Below are 13,749 nucleotides of genomic sequence, written 5' to 3'. Positions count from 1 at the left end.
CCAGATTTGAATATTGTTGGTTGCGCCCGATATCGAGGTTTGAAGGGCAAAAATCAAGGCTTGCGGCGAAAAGCTTGCCGCATTCTCTAACCTTGCGGGCTTGTCCTATCTCTGCTTTCGGGAAAGGCGGGCCATAATTTGTGCGGTGTAGTCCACCATAGGCACGATACGGGCGTAATTGAGCCTCGTGGGACCGATGACGCCGACGGCACCCACAACGCGATTTTCCTCATCCCGATAAGGTGCCACGATCAGTGACGAGCCGGACAGCGAGAAGAGCTTGTTTTCCGAGCCGATGAAAATCCTGACGCCTGAGCCACTTTCTGCAAGGTTGAGGATCTCGATGAGGTTTTCCTTGCGTTCCAGATCGTCGAACAGCAGGCGCACACGATCGATATCTTCCTCACCGGCCAGACCTTCCAGCAGGTTGGAGCGTCCGCGTACGATGAGGCGGCCGAGCTTGCCCTCTTCATTGTCGCCCGCCCATATGGCGAGACCACGTTCGATGAGGTCCTGCGCGAGCGTGCCGAGTTCCGACTGCAATTCGGCACGCTGCGTCTGAAACTGGCCCCGCAGTTCCTGCAGCGTCTGCCCGGAAAGATGGGCATTGATGAAATTTGCCGCCTCTGTCAATTGCGATGACGAAATGCCGACCGGCAATTCGATGATACGGTTTTCGACCTGATTGTGGTCCCCCACCAGCACGGCAAGCGCCTTGGTGGGCTCCAGCCGGATGAATTCAACATGCTTGAGAATGACGTCGCTCTTGGCCGTCAGCACCAGGCCAGCACCGCGCGACATGCCTGAAAGCATGCGGCTTGCCTCCGTCAGCAACCCTTCCAGCGATTGCTCGTGGCCGGCGACCGGACCGATCTGACGGTCGATACTGGCTCTCTCATCGGCGGGCAGATCGCCCACCTGCATGAATGCGTCCACGAAGAAGCGCAGCCCCGTCTGGGTGGGCAGTCGCCCGGCGCTGATATGCGGCGAATAGATGAGACCCAGTTCCTCGAGGTCGCTCATGACGTTGCGAACGGAGGCCGGTGAAAGCGACATCGGCAACAGCCGCGACAGGCTGCGCGACCCCAAGGGTTCGCCGGTGTCGAGATAGCCTTCGACGATGCGCCGGAAAATCTCCCGCGACCGTTCATCCAGCAACGATGCCTGATCTTTTGAAAGCGGTGCGGAAAAGCCCATATCATCCGTTCTTTATCGTCAAAACTCTGTCCGTACCAATATAATGCGTTGCACCGCTGCGGCAAAATGGAAATTGGCTTTGCAAAACCCCGGGGCGCGCCTTAGAAGGCAGGAACCAACATGGAGAGTGGATCATATGCGGCCTTCAGGCAGAAAAACCGATCAGATGCGCAAGGTTTCCTTCGAGCGCAATTTCTCGAAACATGCCGAAGGTTCCTGTCTGGTCAAATTCGGTGATACGCATGTGCTCGTCACCGCAAGCCTTGAGGAAAAGACGCCGCCGTGGCTGCGCAACAGCGGCAAGGGCTGGGTCACCGCCGAATACGGCATGCTGCCGCGTTCCACTCATGAGCGGATGAAACGCGAGGCCTCGGCCGGCAAGCAGGGCGGACGCACGCAGGAAATCCAGCGCCTCATTGGCCGCTCGCTGCGTGCAGTGGTCGACCTGCAGGCGCTTGGCGAGCGCCAGATCAGCATCGACTGCGACGTCATTCAGGCCGATGGCGGCACGCGCACGGCCTCCATCACCGGCGCATGGATCGCCCTGCATGATTGCCTGAAGTGGATGGAAACTCGCAACATGATCAAGGTCGAGAAGGTCCTGAAAGACCATATCGCCGCGATCTCCTGCGGCATCTTTGCAAAACAGCCGGTCATCGATCTCGATTATCTCGAGGATTCCTCCGCCGAGACCGATGCGAATTTCGTCATCACCGGCTCCGGCGGCATCGTCGAAGTGCAGGGAACCGCGGAAGGTGCCCCCTTCTCCGAAGAGGAATTCCTGACGCTGCTCGGTCTTGCAAAGGCCGGATGCAGCGAACTGGTCGCCCTTCAGAAACAGGCAATAGCCTGAGCCGACAGGAAAACGTCATGCGCAAGCTCGATACCAGAACGATCGTCGTCGCCAGCCACAACAAGGGCAAGATCGCCGAAATCGCCGACCTGATCGGGCCTTTCGGCTTTTCAGCGAAATCGGCTGCGGAGCTGAACTTCGTGGAGCCGGACGAGACAGGCACCACCTTTGAGGAAAATGCTGCCATCAAGGCGCTTGCGTCTGCGAAGGCGTCCGGCCTGCCGGCTCTTTCTGACGATTCCGGTCTGGTCATCGATGCGCTGGATGGCGCGCCGGGCGTTTACACCGCCAATTGGGCGGAAACGGCTGACGGTACGCGCGACTTCGCCATGGCCATGCAGAAGGTCGAGGATGCGCTTGCCGAACGCGGTGCAACGAAGCCGGAAGACCGCACGGGCCGCTTCGTCAGCGTGCTGTGCCTTGCCTGGCCGGACGGGCATGTCGAATATTTTCGCGGCGAGGTGGAAGGCACGGTGGCGTGGCCACCGCGTGGAACGAGCGGTTTCGGCTATGACCCGATCTTCAAACCGGAAGGTTACGACACCACATTCGGTGAAATGACCGCAGACGAAAAACACGGCTGGAAGCACGGCGATGCGTTTGCGCTCTCCCACCGTGCCCGCGCGTTCAAAAAATTCGTCGAAACCTGTCTGGAGGCATGAACCCGATGACCGGGGAGCACCAACTTTCTGCCCCCGGCGCGTCGCTTCTGCCGGATACGGGCGATCCCGGTTTCGGGATCTATCTGCACTGGCCCTTCTGTGCGGCCAAATGCCCCTATTGCGATTTCAACAGCCATGTCCGCCACCGCCCGGTGGATCAGGACCGGTTCACTGCGGCGTTCCTCAGCGAAATGGCAAAGATGCGGGCGCTCAGCGGTCCGCGTGTCGTTACCAGCATTTTCATGGGCGGCGGCACACCTTCGCTGATGGACCCGCAGACCGTAGGCGCGCTTCTTGATGGCGTTTCGCGCTTCTGGCATGTGCCTGATGGTATCGAGATCACCATGGAGGCCAATCCTTCAAGCGTCGAGGCGGAGCGGTTTCGCGGTTACCGGGCAGCCGGCGTCAATCGCGTCTCGCTCGGCGTCCAGGCGCTGAACGACCGGGACCTGAAGTTCCTTGGCCGTCTGCATGATGTTGCCGATGCGCTTAAAGCCATCCGTCTGGCGCGGGAAATTTTTCCGCGCATGTCCTTCGATCTGATTTACGCCCGCCCGAACCAGACGGTGGCCGAATGGGACGCTGAGCTGAAGGAAGCCGTCTCCTACGCCGTCGACCATCTGTCGCTCTATCAGCTCACTATCGAGGAAGGCACGCCGTTCTACGGGCTGCACAAGGCTGGCAAGCTGATCGTACCGGATGGCGAGCATTCGGCGGTGCTTTATGAAGCGACGCAGGAAATCACCGAGCGTTACGGCATGCCGGCGTACGAGGTTTCCAATCACGCCCGCCCCGGTGCGGAAAGCCGCCATAACCTGACCTATTGGCGTTATGGCGATTATGCCGGTATTGGACCCGGTGCGCATGGACGCCTGACCAATGGCGCCTCCAAGCTCGCCACCGTCACCGAGCGCCATCCCGAAACCTGGCTCGATACCGTCGAGCGTGAAGGCCACGGCATGGTCGATCAGGAGCTTCTCGGCGTCGACGAACAGGCAGACGAATTGCTATTGATGGGTCTTCGCCTGCGCGAAGGCATTGATCTTGCTCGCTGGAGCGATCTCTCCGGCCGCGAACTCGACCCGGAGAAAGAGGAATTCCTCCTGCAACACGGCTTCGTGGAACGGATCGGCAATTCCCGCCTGCGCTGCACCCCTTCCGGCATGCTTATTCTGGATGCCGTGGTCGCCGATCTCGCCTGCTGACCGGCAGCCTGCCTGGTCCTGAGCCAATCAACAACCGAGAAACCAATAAAAAAGCGGCCCGAAGGCCGCTTTTTTCATGCGTTGTTTTCGTTGATCAGGCGCTTCAGCAGCTCAACCTCGTGGCCGAGCTTGGTGTCGCCGGAAATCAGATCCTCGATCTTGCGCACCGCGTGAAGAACCGTGGTGTGGTCGCGACCGCCGAAACGGCGACCGATCTCGGGAAATGAGCGCGGTGTCAGCATCTTTGCCAGATACATGGCGATCTGGCGCGGCTTGACGATGACGCGGGTGCGACGGTTGGAAACCAGCTCCTGCCGCGACACATTATAATGCCTGGCGACGATGCGCTGAATATCCTCGATACGGACGCGCTTGGCCTCCCCACTGCCGACGAGGTGCGACAGCAGCTCATCGACACGGTCAACCGAGAGGTTCGGCTCGAAAGAGCGTCTGAACATCAGCTGGTTGAAGGCGCCTTCAAGCTCGCGTCCGCTCGCCGTCACGCTTTTGGCCACATGGGTCAGTATTTCGTCCGAAATCTCGAAAGACGGATCGTCCTGACGTGCAGAACCCATGCGACGGTTGAGCATTTCGTAGCGCATGTCGTAATCGGGACCTTCGATCTCGATGGCCATGCCACCCTGAAGGCGCGAACGGACACGCGGATCAAGCGATTCCAGCTCCCACGGCGCGCGGTCAGCGGCCACGACAACCTGCTTGGCGCTGTCGAGCAGCATGTTCAACAGGTGGCAGAATTCGTGCTGGATCATCTTGCCCTGCAGGAACTGCATGTCGTCGATGACGAGAAGGTCGATATTGCGCAGGGTGTCTTTCAGCGTCAGCGCATCATTGTCGCGGATCGCGGTCGCAAAACGCCACATGAAATATTCGGCCGTCAGATAGACCACACGCGGGTTGCGCGGGCTGTCGATGGCGGCATTGGCAATCGCCTGCAGAAGGTGTGTCTTGCCAAGCCCGACACCCGCATGAATGAACAGCGGATTGAAGCGCACAGCACCGGCACCCGCTTCAGCGATCGTCTTTGCCGCCGCAAGCGCGACGCGGTTGGACGAGCCCTCGACAAAAGTGTCAAAGGTGAAACGTGTATCGAGCGGCGAACCGAACAGCGGCCCGGAGCTACCCTGCCGCAGCGTCGCCTGCGCCGCCGCAGGCTGTGCAGAAGGTGCTGTCGCCGGCTGCGACGGAATGAAGGACTTGTTGCGCGCAACCGCGCCCATGTCCTGAACGGGCTGCACCCGTTCCTCGACCTGCGCGGGGCGGGCCGGGCGGCTGGCGGAGCGGACAAGAATTTCCACCTTCAGCACGTCCGGATCCTCGCTTTGGACGAGACTGGTGATCAGATCCATATAACGGTTGTTGATCCAGGACTTCAGAAAGGTCGTCGGAACGGTAAAACGGACGACGCTTTTCGAAACGGTGTGGAGTTTGAGCCGTGCAAACCAGCTTGCATAGACCTCGGGACCAACCTGTGCCTTCAGCCGCGCGCTAAAACGTTCAAACAGCGCATCGTGCTTCATTGCCGATTTATCCCCTGCCGCTTCTGAGCAAGCTGCATCACGAGCCTGTGGTGCGCGGTCCCCATCGGCCACCGCACCCATCGCCAAATTCAATTGCATATTGCCGCCTTTCAAATTGCCAATCATAGCCTGACGATCAAAAAACGATCGCCAGAGATCCCCCTCGTATTATTTCCCGCCTCCAGCACTCCCCTCGAAAGAGCGTCAAAGACTACTACTTGTTTGCGAGCCGGTTATCCCATTTCCCTCCCCTTCATGGAGAGGCCTGCGACACGCTAAAAACGCTCCTTTCGCTACAACTGTAAGGCGCATTCTTAAGGACAAAAAGCTCCAGCCCGTTCCGAGACCGAAACGGCACAAAAAGCTCAATGACCTGAGAAAACGGACCTCGAAAGGCCCGCCAGCAAGAAGGTGAATATCGTCGATACGATCATCGAGATAATCTGTGGACTGAGATCCGCACCCCTTGTTGAAATGCATTTAGGCAGGATCGTGGGGAGAGATCAATGGCGTTTTTTCTGCAAAAACTCAGATCGACCATTGACTCGCAATGGTCGTTTTGCATCACCGGCAAGGTCCGAAGCAGAATCGCTTATGAATCAATGAGATTCAATTTTGGCATTTTTCGATAGCCCGTTTTGGCAAAAAAATAAAAATCTTCTTGACTCAAAACTGGCTGCGACTTCCGTAGAGAAAGCTTCCCATTTTTCGGGAGACCTCCGGCAATCCATTGTTTTTATTCAGTTTTTCTTGTCGCTCATCTGACACGCGTTTGTCACGTTACGGCAGGAATGATTAACGTAGGGTTAGAATCACAAAAAGCCCGGTCAAAAGACCAGGCTTTTTGAATAGTTAATTGTGATTAGCCGGATTAGGCGGAAAGAGCCTTAACGCGCTGGGCAAGACGCGACACCTTACGGGATGCCGTGTTGCCATGCAGAACGCCACGCGTCGCTGCGCGCTGGATCTCAGGCTGAGCTGCCTTCAGAGCTTCGGTGGCTACTGCCAGATCGCCCGAAGCGATAGCTTCCTCGACCTTGCGGATGAAGCCGCGAACGCGCGAACGGCGAGCCTTGTTGACTGCGGTACGGCGAGCGATCTTGCGGGTCGCCTTTTTCGCCGAAGTTGTATTGGCCATGTATGCCTCTCTTCGAATTCAAACCAAATTCCGCAACCAGAGGATCGGGTCGTTCGAAGACCTCACTTAACCCAAGAATGCGGGAGTAATTTCGGACAAGCCGGATGGCTTTCCTTAACCGTGGGCGGGCATATACCGCTAAAGCGTACGCCCGTCAACGCGCAAATGGCGGAAAACGCCGATATTCCGAATCCTTAGCGATTCCGGAAAGCGGGTTTGCGCTTTTCAACGAAGGCCGCCATGCCCTCCTTCTGATCCGCTGTTGCAAAGAGCGACTGAAAGGATCGCCTTTCATATCTCAGCCCTTCCGAAAGAGGAACCTCGAAGGAGCGATTGACGCTTTCCTTGGCCATGAGAACGGAAGCGCGAGACAGCGAGGCGATGCGCGTGGCGGCATCCACCGCCTCATCCATGAGATTTGCCGCGGGGACGATCCGCGAAACGAGGCCGGCGCGCTCTGCCTCGGCCGCATCCATCATGCGGCCGGTCAGAACCAGATCCATCGCCTTCGCCTTGCCCACCGCCCGCGTCAGCCGCTGCGAGCCGCCCATGCCGGGAATGACGCCAAGCGTGATTTCCGGCTGGCCGAATTTCGCCGTGTCCGAAGCGATGATGAAATCGCACATCATTGCCAGCTCACACCCGCCGCCCAGCGCAAAGCCGGAGACTGCGGCAATGACCGGCTTGCGGGTCGATGCGACCTCGTCCCAGCCGCCGAGAAAGTCGCCGACATAGGCATCGACAAAATCCAGCCCCTGCATTTCCTTGATGTCCGCGCCAGCGGCAAATGCCTTTTCCGACCCCGTTATAATGATCGCGCCGATGGAATCGTCAGCAGAGAACGAGGAGAGAATGTGCCGCAGCTCCTTCAGAAGCACCGAATTGAGGGCGTTGAGCGCCTTGGGCCGGTTTAGCGTGATGACGCCCACCTCGTCGCGTTTCTCGACCAGTATCGTTTCATAATCCACGGCAGTCTCCCTCGCCATTATTCCGCCTCAGCTACTTCTGGCAGGCCGCGCAATAAAAGGTCGAACGACCGGCCTGCACTATCCTTTCAACCGTACCCCCGCAGCCGGGTGTACGGCAAGGCTGGCCTTCCTGATCGTAGACTGAAAAGGAATGCTGGAAATAACCGAGCGTTCCGTCCGTCTGTATATGGTCGCGCAGGGAAGAGCCGCCGGCGGCGATTGCGTCCGCGATCACGTCCCGGATCTTCTCCGTGAGATTGATGAGCTGCGGCTTCGGCTCTCCGGTTTTGGTCACCAGCGTTCCCGCCGCCCGCAAAGGCGAGAGATGGGCACGCCACAGCGCCTCACAGACATAGATATTGCCAAGGCCCGCAATGACCTTCTGGTCCAGCAGCGTGCTTTTTAACGGCTGGCTTTTACCCTGGAACCGGCTCGCGAGATAATCCGCGCTCAGCGCGTTGCCGGTCGGTTCCGGTCCCAGCCCCGCAAAAGCGGGGTAGAGGTCGAGCTTGTTGCGCTCCACCAGATGCATGAAGCCGAAGCGGCGCGGGTCATTATAGATGACGCAGATGCGCTCTTCGCCCTTATCCAGATGAAAGACGACATGATCGTGCTTGCCGTCCTTCGAGCGGGCATAATGAAACGCGCCGGGCGCGTTCCTATTCCCTGCCTCATCTGCCGCCGCCTCGATACGGAACGAGCCGGACATTCCAAGATGGGCAACGATCGTCAGCCCGTCTTCCAGCTCTATCAAGAGATACTTCGCCCTGCGCCCGAGCGATATGATCGTCCTGCCCTCGATCAGGCCCGCGAAGTCCTCCGGGAACGGAAAGCGCAGATCGGGACGGCCAAGGTGGAGCTTGCGGATTCTTGCCCCTTCCATGGTGGGCGCGAGGCCGCGTCTAACGGTTTCGACTTCTGGCAATTCTGGCATCTGGCTTATCCGGCAGTTTATCGTTAGGACCATGTGGTCTATACAATGCACGCGAAATGTCGCGCCCAGGCGATGCGGCAACAGATAGCGTCGCCATGGCGTTTCCGCTATGGTCCGCCACGCAATTAATATGGAGACAGACGATGACCGACGCCCGTACCACTGCCCAAGGCGGCATGGAAACGTCCTATGGCTTCCACAAAGTGGACGAAGGCAAAAAGCAGGGGCTGGTCAACGATGTCTTCCACAAGGTGGCCAAGCGCTACGACATTATGAACGACGTGATGTCGGCCGGCCTGCACCGGCTGTGGAAGGACGCCATGGTGTCCTCGCTTTCACCGCGCAAGGACGCCTCTTATAAGGTGCTTGACGTAGCTGGTGGCACCGGCGATATCGCTTTCCGCATCGTGGAAGCCTCCAACCGTCTGGCGCATGCCACCGTTCTCGATATCAACGGCTCGATGCTTGCCGTTGGCGAGGAGCGCGCGGCAAAACGAAAGCTCTCCGACAATCTGACCTTCGTTGAAGCCAATGCCGAGGAGCTGCCCTTCGAGGCGAATACCTTCGACGCCTATACGGTCGCCTTCGGCATTCGCAACGTACCGCGCATCGACGTCGCGCTGAAAGAAGCCTACCGCGTACTGAAACGTGGCGGGCGACTGTTGGTGCTGGAATTTTCCGAAGTGGAAATGCCGCTACTCGACCGCGTCTATGATGCATGGTCGTTCAACGCCATTCCGCAATTCGGCAAGATGATCACCGGGGATGCCGAGCCCTATCAATATCTGGTCGAGTCTATCCGCAAATTCCCCAATCAGGAGGATTTCGCGACGATGATCCGCTCCGCCGGCTTTTCGCGCGTGACCTATACAAATTACACCGGCGGTATCGCCGCCCTGCATTCCGGCTGGAAGCTTTAAGACCATGCCCGGCAAAAGCAGGAGACAAGCATAAGCATGAGCACTTTGGGCGCATATTTCCGCCTCGCAAGGGTTGGCTGGGTTCTCGTGCGCGAAGGCGTCGTGCTGGCCTTGCCATCCGATGACCTTCCTGCCTCCGCGCAAGTGATGAAGGCATTGCTGAAGCCATTCGCCCGCAGCAAGGCCAAGCGGGCGCAACGTAGCGACCGGCTGGCGGTAGCTGTCGAGCGGCTTGGCCCGTCCTATGTGAAGATGGGACAGTTTCTGGCCACAAGGCCGGATGTGGTCGGCGCCGACTTCGCCGACGATCTTGCGAGCCTGCAGGACCGCATGGCATTTTTCCCCGCAGCCGCGGCCAAGGCCAATATTGAAGGTTCGCTCGGGCGTTCTGTTTCGGAACTCTACAGGGAATTTGGCGATCCGATCGCCGCCGCTTCCATCGCCCAGGTTCACCCGGCGATAGTGGATACGCCGAAAGGGCCGCGCAAGGTCGCCGTCAAGGTCATTCGCCCCGGCGTTCGCCAGCGCTTCCAGAACGATCTGGAGGCGATGTATCTGATCGCCGACCTGCAACAGCGTTTCGTCCGCTCTGCCCGCCGCCTGCGGCCGGTGGAAGTCACTCGCACGCTGGAACAGACAACCAAGATCGAGATGGATCTGCGGCTTGAGGCCGCCGCCCTTTCCGAACTTGCCGAAAATACCAAAGAAGACCCCGGATTCCGCGTTCCGGAGGTAGATTGGGAACGCACCGGCCGCGATGTCGTCACCATGGAATGGATCGACGGCGTCAAGATGTCGGATATTGAGGGACTGAAGGCTGCCGGCCACGATCTGAACAAGCTGGCTGATACTCTCATCCAGTCCTTCCTGCGGCACACGTTGCGCGACGGCTTTTTCCATGCCGACATGCACCCCGGCAATCTCTTTGTCGATCCGCAGGGCATGATCGTAGCCGTGGATATGGGCATTGCCGGGCGGCTGGGCAAAAAAGAACGCAGGTTCCTTGCCGAAATCCTCTACGGCTTCATCACCCGCGATTACATGCGCGTCGCGGAGGTGCATTTCGAGGCCGGTTATGTGCCGGGCCATCACGATAAAGCCAGCTTTGCGCAGGCGATCCGCGCCATCGGCGAACCAATCCACGGCCAGCCGGCCGAGACGATCTCCATGGGCAAGTTGCTGACGCTGCTGTTCGAAGTTACCGAGCTCTTCGACATGGAAACGCGCCCGGAACTGGTGATGCTGCAAAAGACCATGGTGGTGGTGGAAGGCGTATCCCGCATGCTCAATCCGCGTTTCAACATGTGGAAAGCGGCCGATCCGGTCGTCAGCGGCTGGATAAGGGACAATCTTGGCCCGAAACGCATTGTCACCGATCTGAAGGACGGCGTGAAGGCGGCTCTCAAGCTTGCGGAAGCGGCACCCGAGATCGCTGCCAAGACGGAGAAGCTGCATTCCGACCTGGTGTATATGAGCGAGAACGGCCTGCGTTTCGACGCCCAGACCGCGGAAGCGATCGGCAAGGCGGAAGCGCGCCACACCAAATGGGGCCGGGCGGCGCTCTGGGTGATTGCGCTCACGCTTCTCTATATCGCGATCAGGATCAGCTAAACGATACTCAAACTCGACGCTCACGCCGGTGCGGCACACTTTCGAACCGAAAATCGCCGGTCTTCCAGTTTGATAGATGCGTACCATGCTGCTGCAACATATCGAGGATAATGACCTGATCTTGGTTGAAAGTTAAATGATTGCCGGACGGGAATTGAGATTGATGGCAAAAAATGAAGCCGTAAAACGGGTCCTTACCTATTGCTCGTGGCCCATGGTGTTTTTTCTCGGTCTTACCGGGGCTTATTTCGCTTTTTCGAGTGAGCATCCGATCACCACATTCCTCGCCGTCTACGCGGGCGCGGTGGCCAGCCTGTTTCTTCTTGAGCGTTACATTCCCTATGAGACGGAATGGCTTCAATCTGATGGTGAAACCGTCAACAATATCGCCCACACGCTCTTGACCAAGGGGCTTGTTCAGCTTGCCGCCATGGCAGCGGTGCTCTTTCCAATGCTGACCGCCATTTTTCTGCAACCTTTGGCGGCCATGAAATTCGACCTGTGGCCTTCTCAGTTGCCGATGGTTGTTCAGGTCACGCTCGCCCTGATGATCGCTGAATTCGGTCTCTACTGGGCGCACCGTATCGCCCATGAAACGGTGTTCTTCTGGCGTTTCCACGCGCTTCATCACAGCGTTGTCCGTCTTTGGGTCGTCAATACGGGCCGTTTTCATGTGGCCGACTCGCTGTTCAAGATCGCGCTCAGCCAGATTCCGCTTTATCTCATGGGCGCACCGTTGCAGGTGTTCTGGTGGCTCGCGGCTGTGACCGCCTTCATCGGCATTCTGACCCATTGCAATGTGGATATGAAAACCGGGCCGCTGGACTACGTGTTCAGCACGCCCCGGCTGCACCGATGGCACCACTCCAAAGAGCTGCCTGAGGGAAATACCAATTATGGCGAGAACCTTGTCATTTTCGACCAGTTGTTCGGCAGCTATTTCAATCCCGATCGCCCTTCCTCGACCAACATCGGCATCAAGGGAGAAATTGCAAAGGGCTTTCTGCCACAGCTTTTTCAGCCTTTCACTAAAGAAGGGGTTCGCCAGATCATCGGGCGAAACACGAAAGAAAATTGAAGGGATTGGCGACAATGCCGCCTTCAGGCCGGGAGAATTCCCAGTTCGACCCGCAGCTTCTTCGTCAGCCCGGCGGCAACGAGTTCATAGGAGCGGCGGACATAGTGTTCCAGCTCCTCTTGCTCCAGCGGTGAATGATCGGAGATCGATATCCATTTGCGCTTGGCGAAATAAGGTGCCTGGTGGATGCCTTCCAGCGAGGTGAGGATTTCGAAGCTTTCCTCCGAACATTTCACCACAAGCCGCCAGTCGTCACGTTCACCCAAAACGGAAAAGACCTTGTCTCCGACCTTGGCAACGTGGGAGTCCCATTGATCGACGAAACGGACGCCCGGCCATTCTCCGAGCACCCTGTCGAATGTCTTGCGATCGAAAAGGCTCATGCGAGTTTCTCCGCGATGAGGGCCGCCAGACGTTTGGCGACTTCGGCCTTGTCCATATCAGGCCAGGCCTCGATACCCTCATTCGAAATGATCTTCACGCTGTTGCGGTCTCCGCCCATGATGCCGGTTTCCGCCGACACATCATTGGCAACGATATAATCGGCGCCCTTGCGCTCCAGTTTGGCTCGGCCGTTTTTCTCCACATCCTGCGTCTCGGCGGCGAAACCCACCACCAGCTTCGGGCGCTTTTCGTGGTGGCCGACGGTTTTGAGAATATCGGGGTTTTCCATAAGTTGCAGCGCAGGCGGGGCATCGCCCGGCTGCTTTTTGATCTTTTGCTCCGAAGAACCCGCCACCCGCCAGTCGGCGACAGCGGCAACCATGACGGCGATATCCACCGGCAGCCTTGAAATCACCGCATCGCGCATCTCCTCGGCACGCTCGACATGGACCGTTGCAACGCCCGCCAAATCGGCAATCGTGACGGGACCCGAGACCAGCGTTACCTCCGCACCCAACTCCGCAAGCGCAGCTGCGATGGCATGGCCCTGCTTGCCGGAGGAGCGGTTGGCGATGTAACGCACCGGATCGATCGGCTCATGGGTGGGGCCGGAGGTAACGATCGCCGTTCTGCCTCTTAAAGGCTTCAGCCCGCCATCCAGCAAAGCCTCAACGCCTTGAACGATCTGCAAAGGCTCCGCCATACGACCAAGACCGGCCTCGGCCTTTTCCGCCATTTCGCCTGCCATAGGGCCGATGAAAAACACGCCGTCTTTTTTCAGCGTTTCGACATTGCGCACCGTTGGCTTTGCCGACCACATTTTCGGGTTCATGGCAGGTGCGACCAGCACCTTCCGATCGGTCGCCAGAAGGATCGTGGAGGCAAGATCATCAGTCAGACCATTCGCCATCTTCGCCATCAGATCAGCGGTGGCGGGCGCGACCAGCACGAGGTCGCATTCGCGCGCGAGCCGGATATGCCCGACATCCTGCTCGTCCTGCCTCGAAAAAAGCTCGGTGAAGACGTGGGTGGCGGACAGTGCGCCAACAGCAAGCGGAGTGACGAATTCCTGTGCGCCCTTCGTCATGACTGGCGTCACCTTGGCGCCGCGCTCTTTCAGACGGCGGATGAGGTCGAGGCTCTTATAGGCCGCGATGCCGCCGGAGATGATGAGGAGAATATGTTTGCCTGAAAGCGTCATGATGCCGGACCAGTTTCCCGTTTAACCGGGAAACTAAGCCCTTGGCATTCAAAGTGCAAT

13 protein-coding genes are annotated in these 13,749 nt (G+C 58.4%); 6 read left to right on the top strand and 7 right to left on the bottom strand.

All coding sequences use genetic code 11. From position 1 onward, the window contains the following. Window positions 1–105: 105 nt before the first annotated feature. Complete coding sequence (gene hrcA / locus GH784_RS02960) at window positions 106–1,197, bottom strand: heat-inducible transcriptional repressor HrcA (protein ID WP_003514754.1); 1,092 nt, start codon at window positions 1,195–1,197, stop codon at window positions 106–108. A gap of 136 nt (window positions 1,198–1,333) precedes the next feature. Here hrcA and rph point away from each other — a divergent pair, with 136 nt between their 5' ends. Genes rph through hemW form a run of 3 tightly spaced genes read left to right on the top strand, consistent with a single transcriptional unit; the run spans window position 1,334 to window position 3,917 of the window. Next, on the top strand, window positions 1,334–2,050 hold the full coding sequence (gene rph / locus GH784_RS02955) for a ribonuclease PH (protein WP_003514752.1): 717 nt from the start codon (window positions 1,334–1,336) through the stop codon (window positions 2,048–2,050). A 17-nt stretch (window positions 2,051–2,067) separates the two neighbouring features. Then, window positions 2,068–2,712 (top strand): RdgB/HAM1 family non-canonical purine NTP pyrophosphatase, encoded by a 645-nt coding sequence (rdgB, locus tag GH784_RS02950; RefSeq protein ID WP_003514751.1) that lies wholly within the window; start codon window positions 2,068–2,070, stop codon window positions 2,710–2,712. A 5-nt stretch (window positions 2,713–2,717) separates the two neighbouring features. Continuing rightward, window positions 2,718–3,917, top strand: coding sequence for a radical SAM family heme chaperone HemW (gene hemW, locus GH784_RS02945; protein WP_065703902.1), 1,200 nt, complete (start codon window positions 2,718–2,720; stop codon window positions 3,915–3,917). Between the two features lie 74 nt (window positions 3,918–3,991). Here the strand turns inward: hemW and dnaA are convergent, their stop codons facing one another. From dnaA to mutM, 4 genes are all read right to left on the bottom strand, one after another. Beyond that, window positions 3,992–5,455 carry a chromosomal replication initiator protein DnaA gene (gene dnaA / locus GH784_RS02940; RefSeq protein WP_003514748.1) on the bottom strand — a complete coding sequence of 488 codons (1,464 nt, stop codon included), beginning with the start codon at window positions 5,453–5,455 and terminating at the stop codon, window positions 3,992–3,994. A gap of 871 nt (window positions 5,456–6,326) precedes the next feature. After that, window positions 6,327–6,593: a 30S ribosomal protein S20 gene (gene rpsT, locus GH784_RS02935; protein ID WP_003493474.1), complete on the bottom strand. Its 267-nt coding sequence runs from the start codon at window positions 6,591–6,593 to the stop codon at window positions 6,327–6,329. A gap of 194 nt (window positions 6,594–6,787) precedes the next feature. Further along, on the bottom strand, window positions 6,788–7,561 hold the full coding sequence (locus GH784_RS02930; RefSeq protein WP_003514743.1) for an enoyl-CoA hydratase: 774 nt from the start codon (window positions 7,559–7,561) through the stop codon (window positions 6,788–6,790). Window positions 7,562–7,592: 31 nt separating this feature from the next. Further along, window positions 7,593–8,495: a bifunctional DNA-formamidopyrimidine glycosylase/DNA-(apurinic or apyrimidinic site) lyase gene (gene mutM, locus GH784_RS02925; RefSeq protein ID WP_003514741.1), complete on the bottom strand. Its 903-nt coding sequence runs from the start codon at window positions 8,493–8,495 to the stop codon at window positions 7,593–7,595. Between the two features lie 143 nt (window positions 8,496–8,638). Between mutM and ubiE the strand changes: the two genes are divergently transcribed. The 3 genes from ubiE (at window position 8,639) to GH784_RS02910 (ending at window position 12,104) form a co-directional block, all read left to right on the top strand. Next, window positions 8,639–9,415, top strand: coding sequence for a bifunctional demethylmenaquinone methyltransferase/2-methoxy-6-polyprenyl-1,4-benzoquinol methylase UbiE (ubiE, locus tag GH784_RS02920; protein WP_003514739.1), 777 nt, complete (start codon window positions 8,639–8,641; stop codon window positions 9,413–9,415). Between the two features lie 36 nt (window positions 9,416–9,451). Continuing rightward, window positions 9,452–11,026, top strand: coding sequence for a 2-polyprenylphenol 6-hydroxylase (gene ubiB, locus GH784_RS02915; RefSeq protein WP_019564439.1), 1,575 nt, complete (start codon window positions 9,452–9,454; stop codon window positions 11,024–11,026). Window positions 11,027–11,189: 163 nt separating this feature from the next. Beyond that, complete coding sequence (locus GH784_RS02910; RefSeq protein WP_003514735.1) at window positions 11,190–12,104, top strand: ornithine lipid hydroxylase OlsE; 915 nt, start codon at window positions 11,190–11,192, stop codon at window positions 12,102–12,104. A gap of 23 nt (window positions 12,105–12,127) precedes the next feature. Here the strand turns inward: GH784_RS02910 and GH784_RS02905 are convergent, their stop codons facing one another. Together GH784_RS02905 and coaBC are read right to left on the bottom strand one after the other, a co-directional pair. Next, window positions 12,128–12,487, bottom strand: a complete 360-nt coding sequence (locus tag GH784_RS02905) for an MmcQ/YjbR family DNA-binding protein (protein ID WP_003514733.1) — start codon at window positions 12,485–12,487, stop codon at window positions 12,128–12,130. Next, window positions 12,484–13,689 (bottom strand): bifunctional phosphopantothenoylcysteine decarboxylase/phosphopantothenate--cysteine ligase CoaBC, encoded by a 1,206-nt coding sequence (coaBC, locus tag GH784_RS02900; protein ID WP_065703725.1) that lies wholly within the window; start codon window positions 13,687–13,689, stop codon window positions 12,484–12,486. Before coaBC ends, GH784_RS02905 begins: the two co-directional genes overlap by 4 nt. Between the last annotated feature and the right edge of the window lie 60 nt (window positions 13,690–13,749).

Origin of the sequence: Agrobacterium tumefaciens (genome assembly GCF_009649785.1) — a bacterium.
GTDB lineage: Bacteria > Pseudomonadota > Alphaproteobacteria > Rhizobiales > Rhizobiaceae > Agrobacterium > Agrobacterium tumefaciens.
Note: the sequence above shows the minus strand (reverse complement) of the source record. Positions and strands in the feature narration are given on the sequence as shown.

Excerpts from the sequence above, each read along its gene's own strand:
- ubiE (WP_003514739.1), top strand. The coding sequence starts at position 8,639 with ATGACCGACGCCCGTACCACTGCCCAAGGCGGCATGGAAACGTCCTAT.
- rpsT (WP_003493474.1), bottom strand. The coding sequence starts at position 6,593 with ATGGCCAATACAACTTCGGCGAAAAAGGCGACCCGCAAGATCGCTCGC.
- hemW (WP_065703902.1), top strand. The coding sequence starts at position 2,718 with ATGACCGGGGAGCACCAACTTTCTGCCCCCGGCGCGTCGCTTCTGCCG.
- ubiB (WP_019564439.1), top strand. The coding sequence starts at position 9,452 with ATGAGCACTTTGGGCGCATATTTCCGCCTCGCAAGGGTTGGCTGGGTT.
- GH784_RS02905 (WP_003514733.1), bottom strand. The coding sequence starts at position 12,487 with ATGAGCCTTTTCGATCGCAAGACATTCGACAGGGTGCTCGGAGAATGG.
- rdgB (WP_003514751.1), top strand. The coding sequence starts at position 2,068 with ATGCGCAAGCTCGATACCAGAACGATCGTCGTCGCCAGCCACAACAAG.
- GH784_RS02910 (WP_003514735.1), top strand. The coding sequence starts at position 11,190 with ATGGCAAAAAATGAAGCCGTAAAACGGGTCCTTACCTATTGCTCGTGG.
- hrcA (WP_003514754.1), bottom strand. The coding sequence starts at position 1,197 with ATGGGCTTTTCCGCACCGCTTTCAAAAGATCAGGCATCGTTGCTGGAT.
- coaBC (WP_065703725.1), bottom strand. The coding sequence starts at position 13,689 with ATGACGCTTTCAGGCAAACATATTCTCCTCATCATCTCCGGCGGCATC.
- rph (WP_003514752.1), top strand. The coding sequence starts at position 1,334 with ATGCGGCCTTCAGGCAGAAAAACCGATCAGATGCGCAAGGTTTCCTTC.
- mutM (WP_003514741.1), bottom strand. The coding sequence starts at position 8,495 with ATGCCAGAATTGCCAGAAGTCGAAACCGTTAGACGCGGCCTCGCGCCC.
- dnaA (WP_003514748.1), bottom strand. The coding sequence starts at position 5,455 with ATGAAGCACGATGCGCTGTTTGAACGTTTTAGCGCGCGGCTGAAGGCA.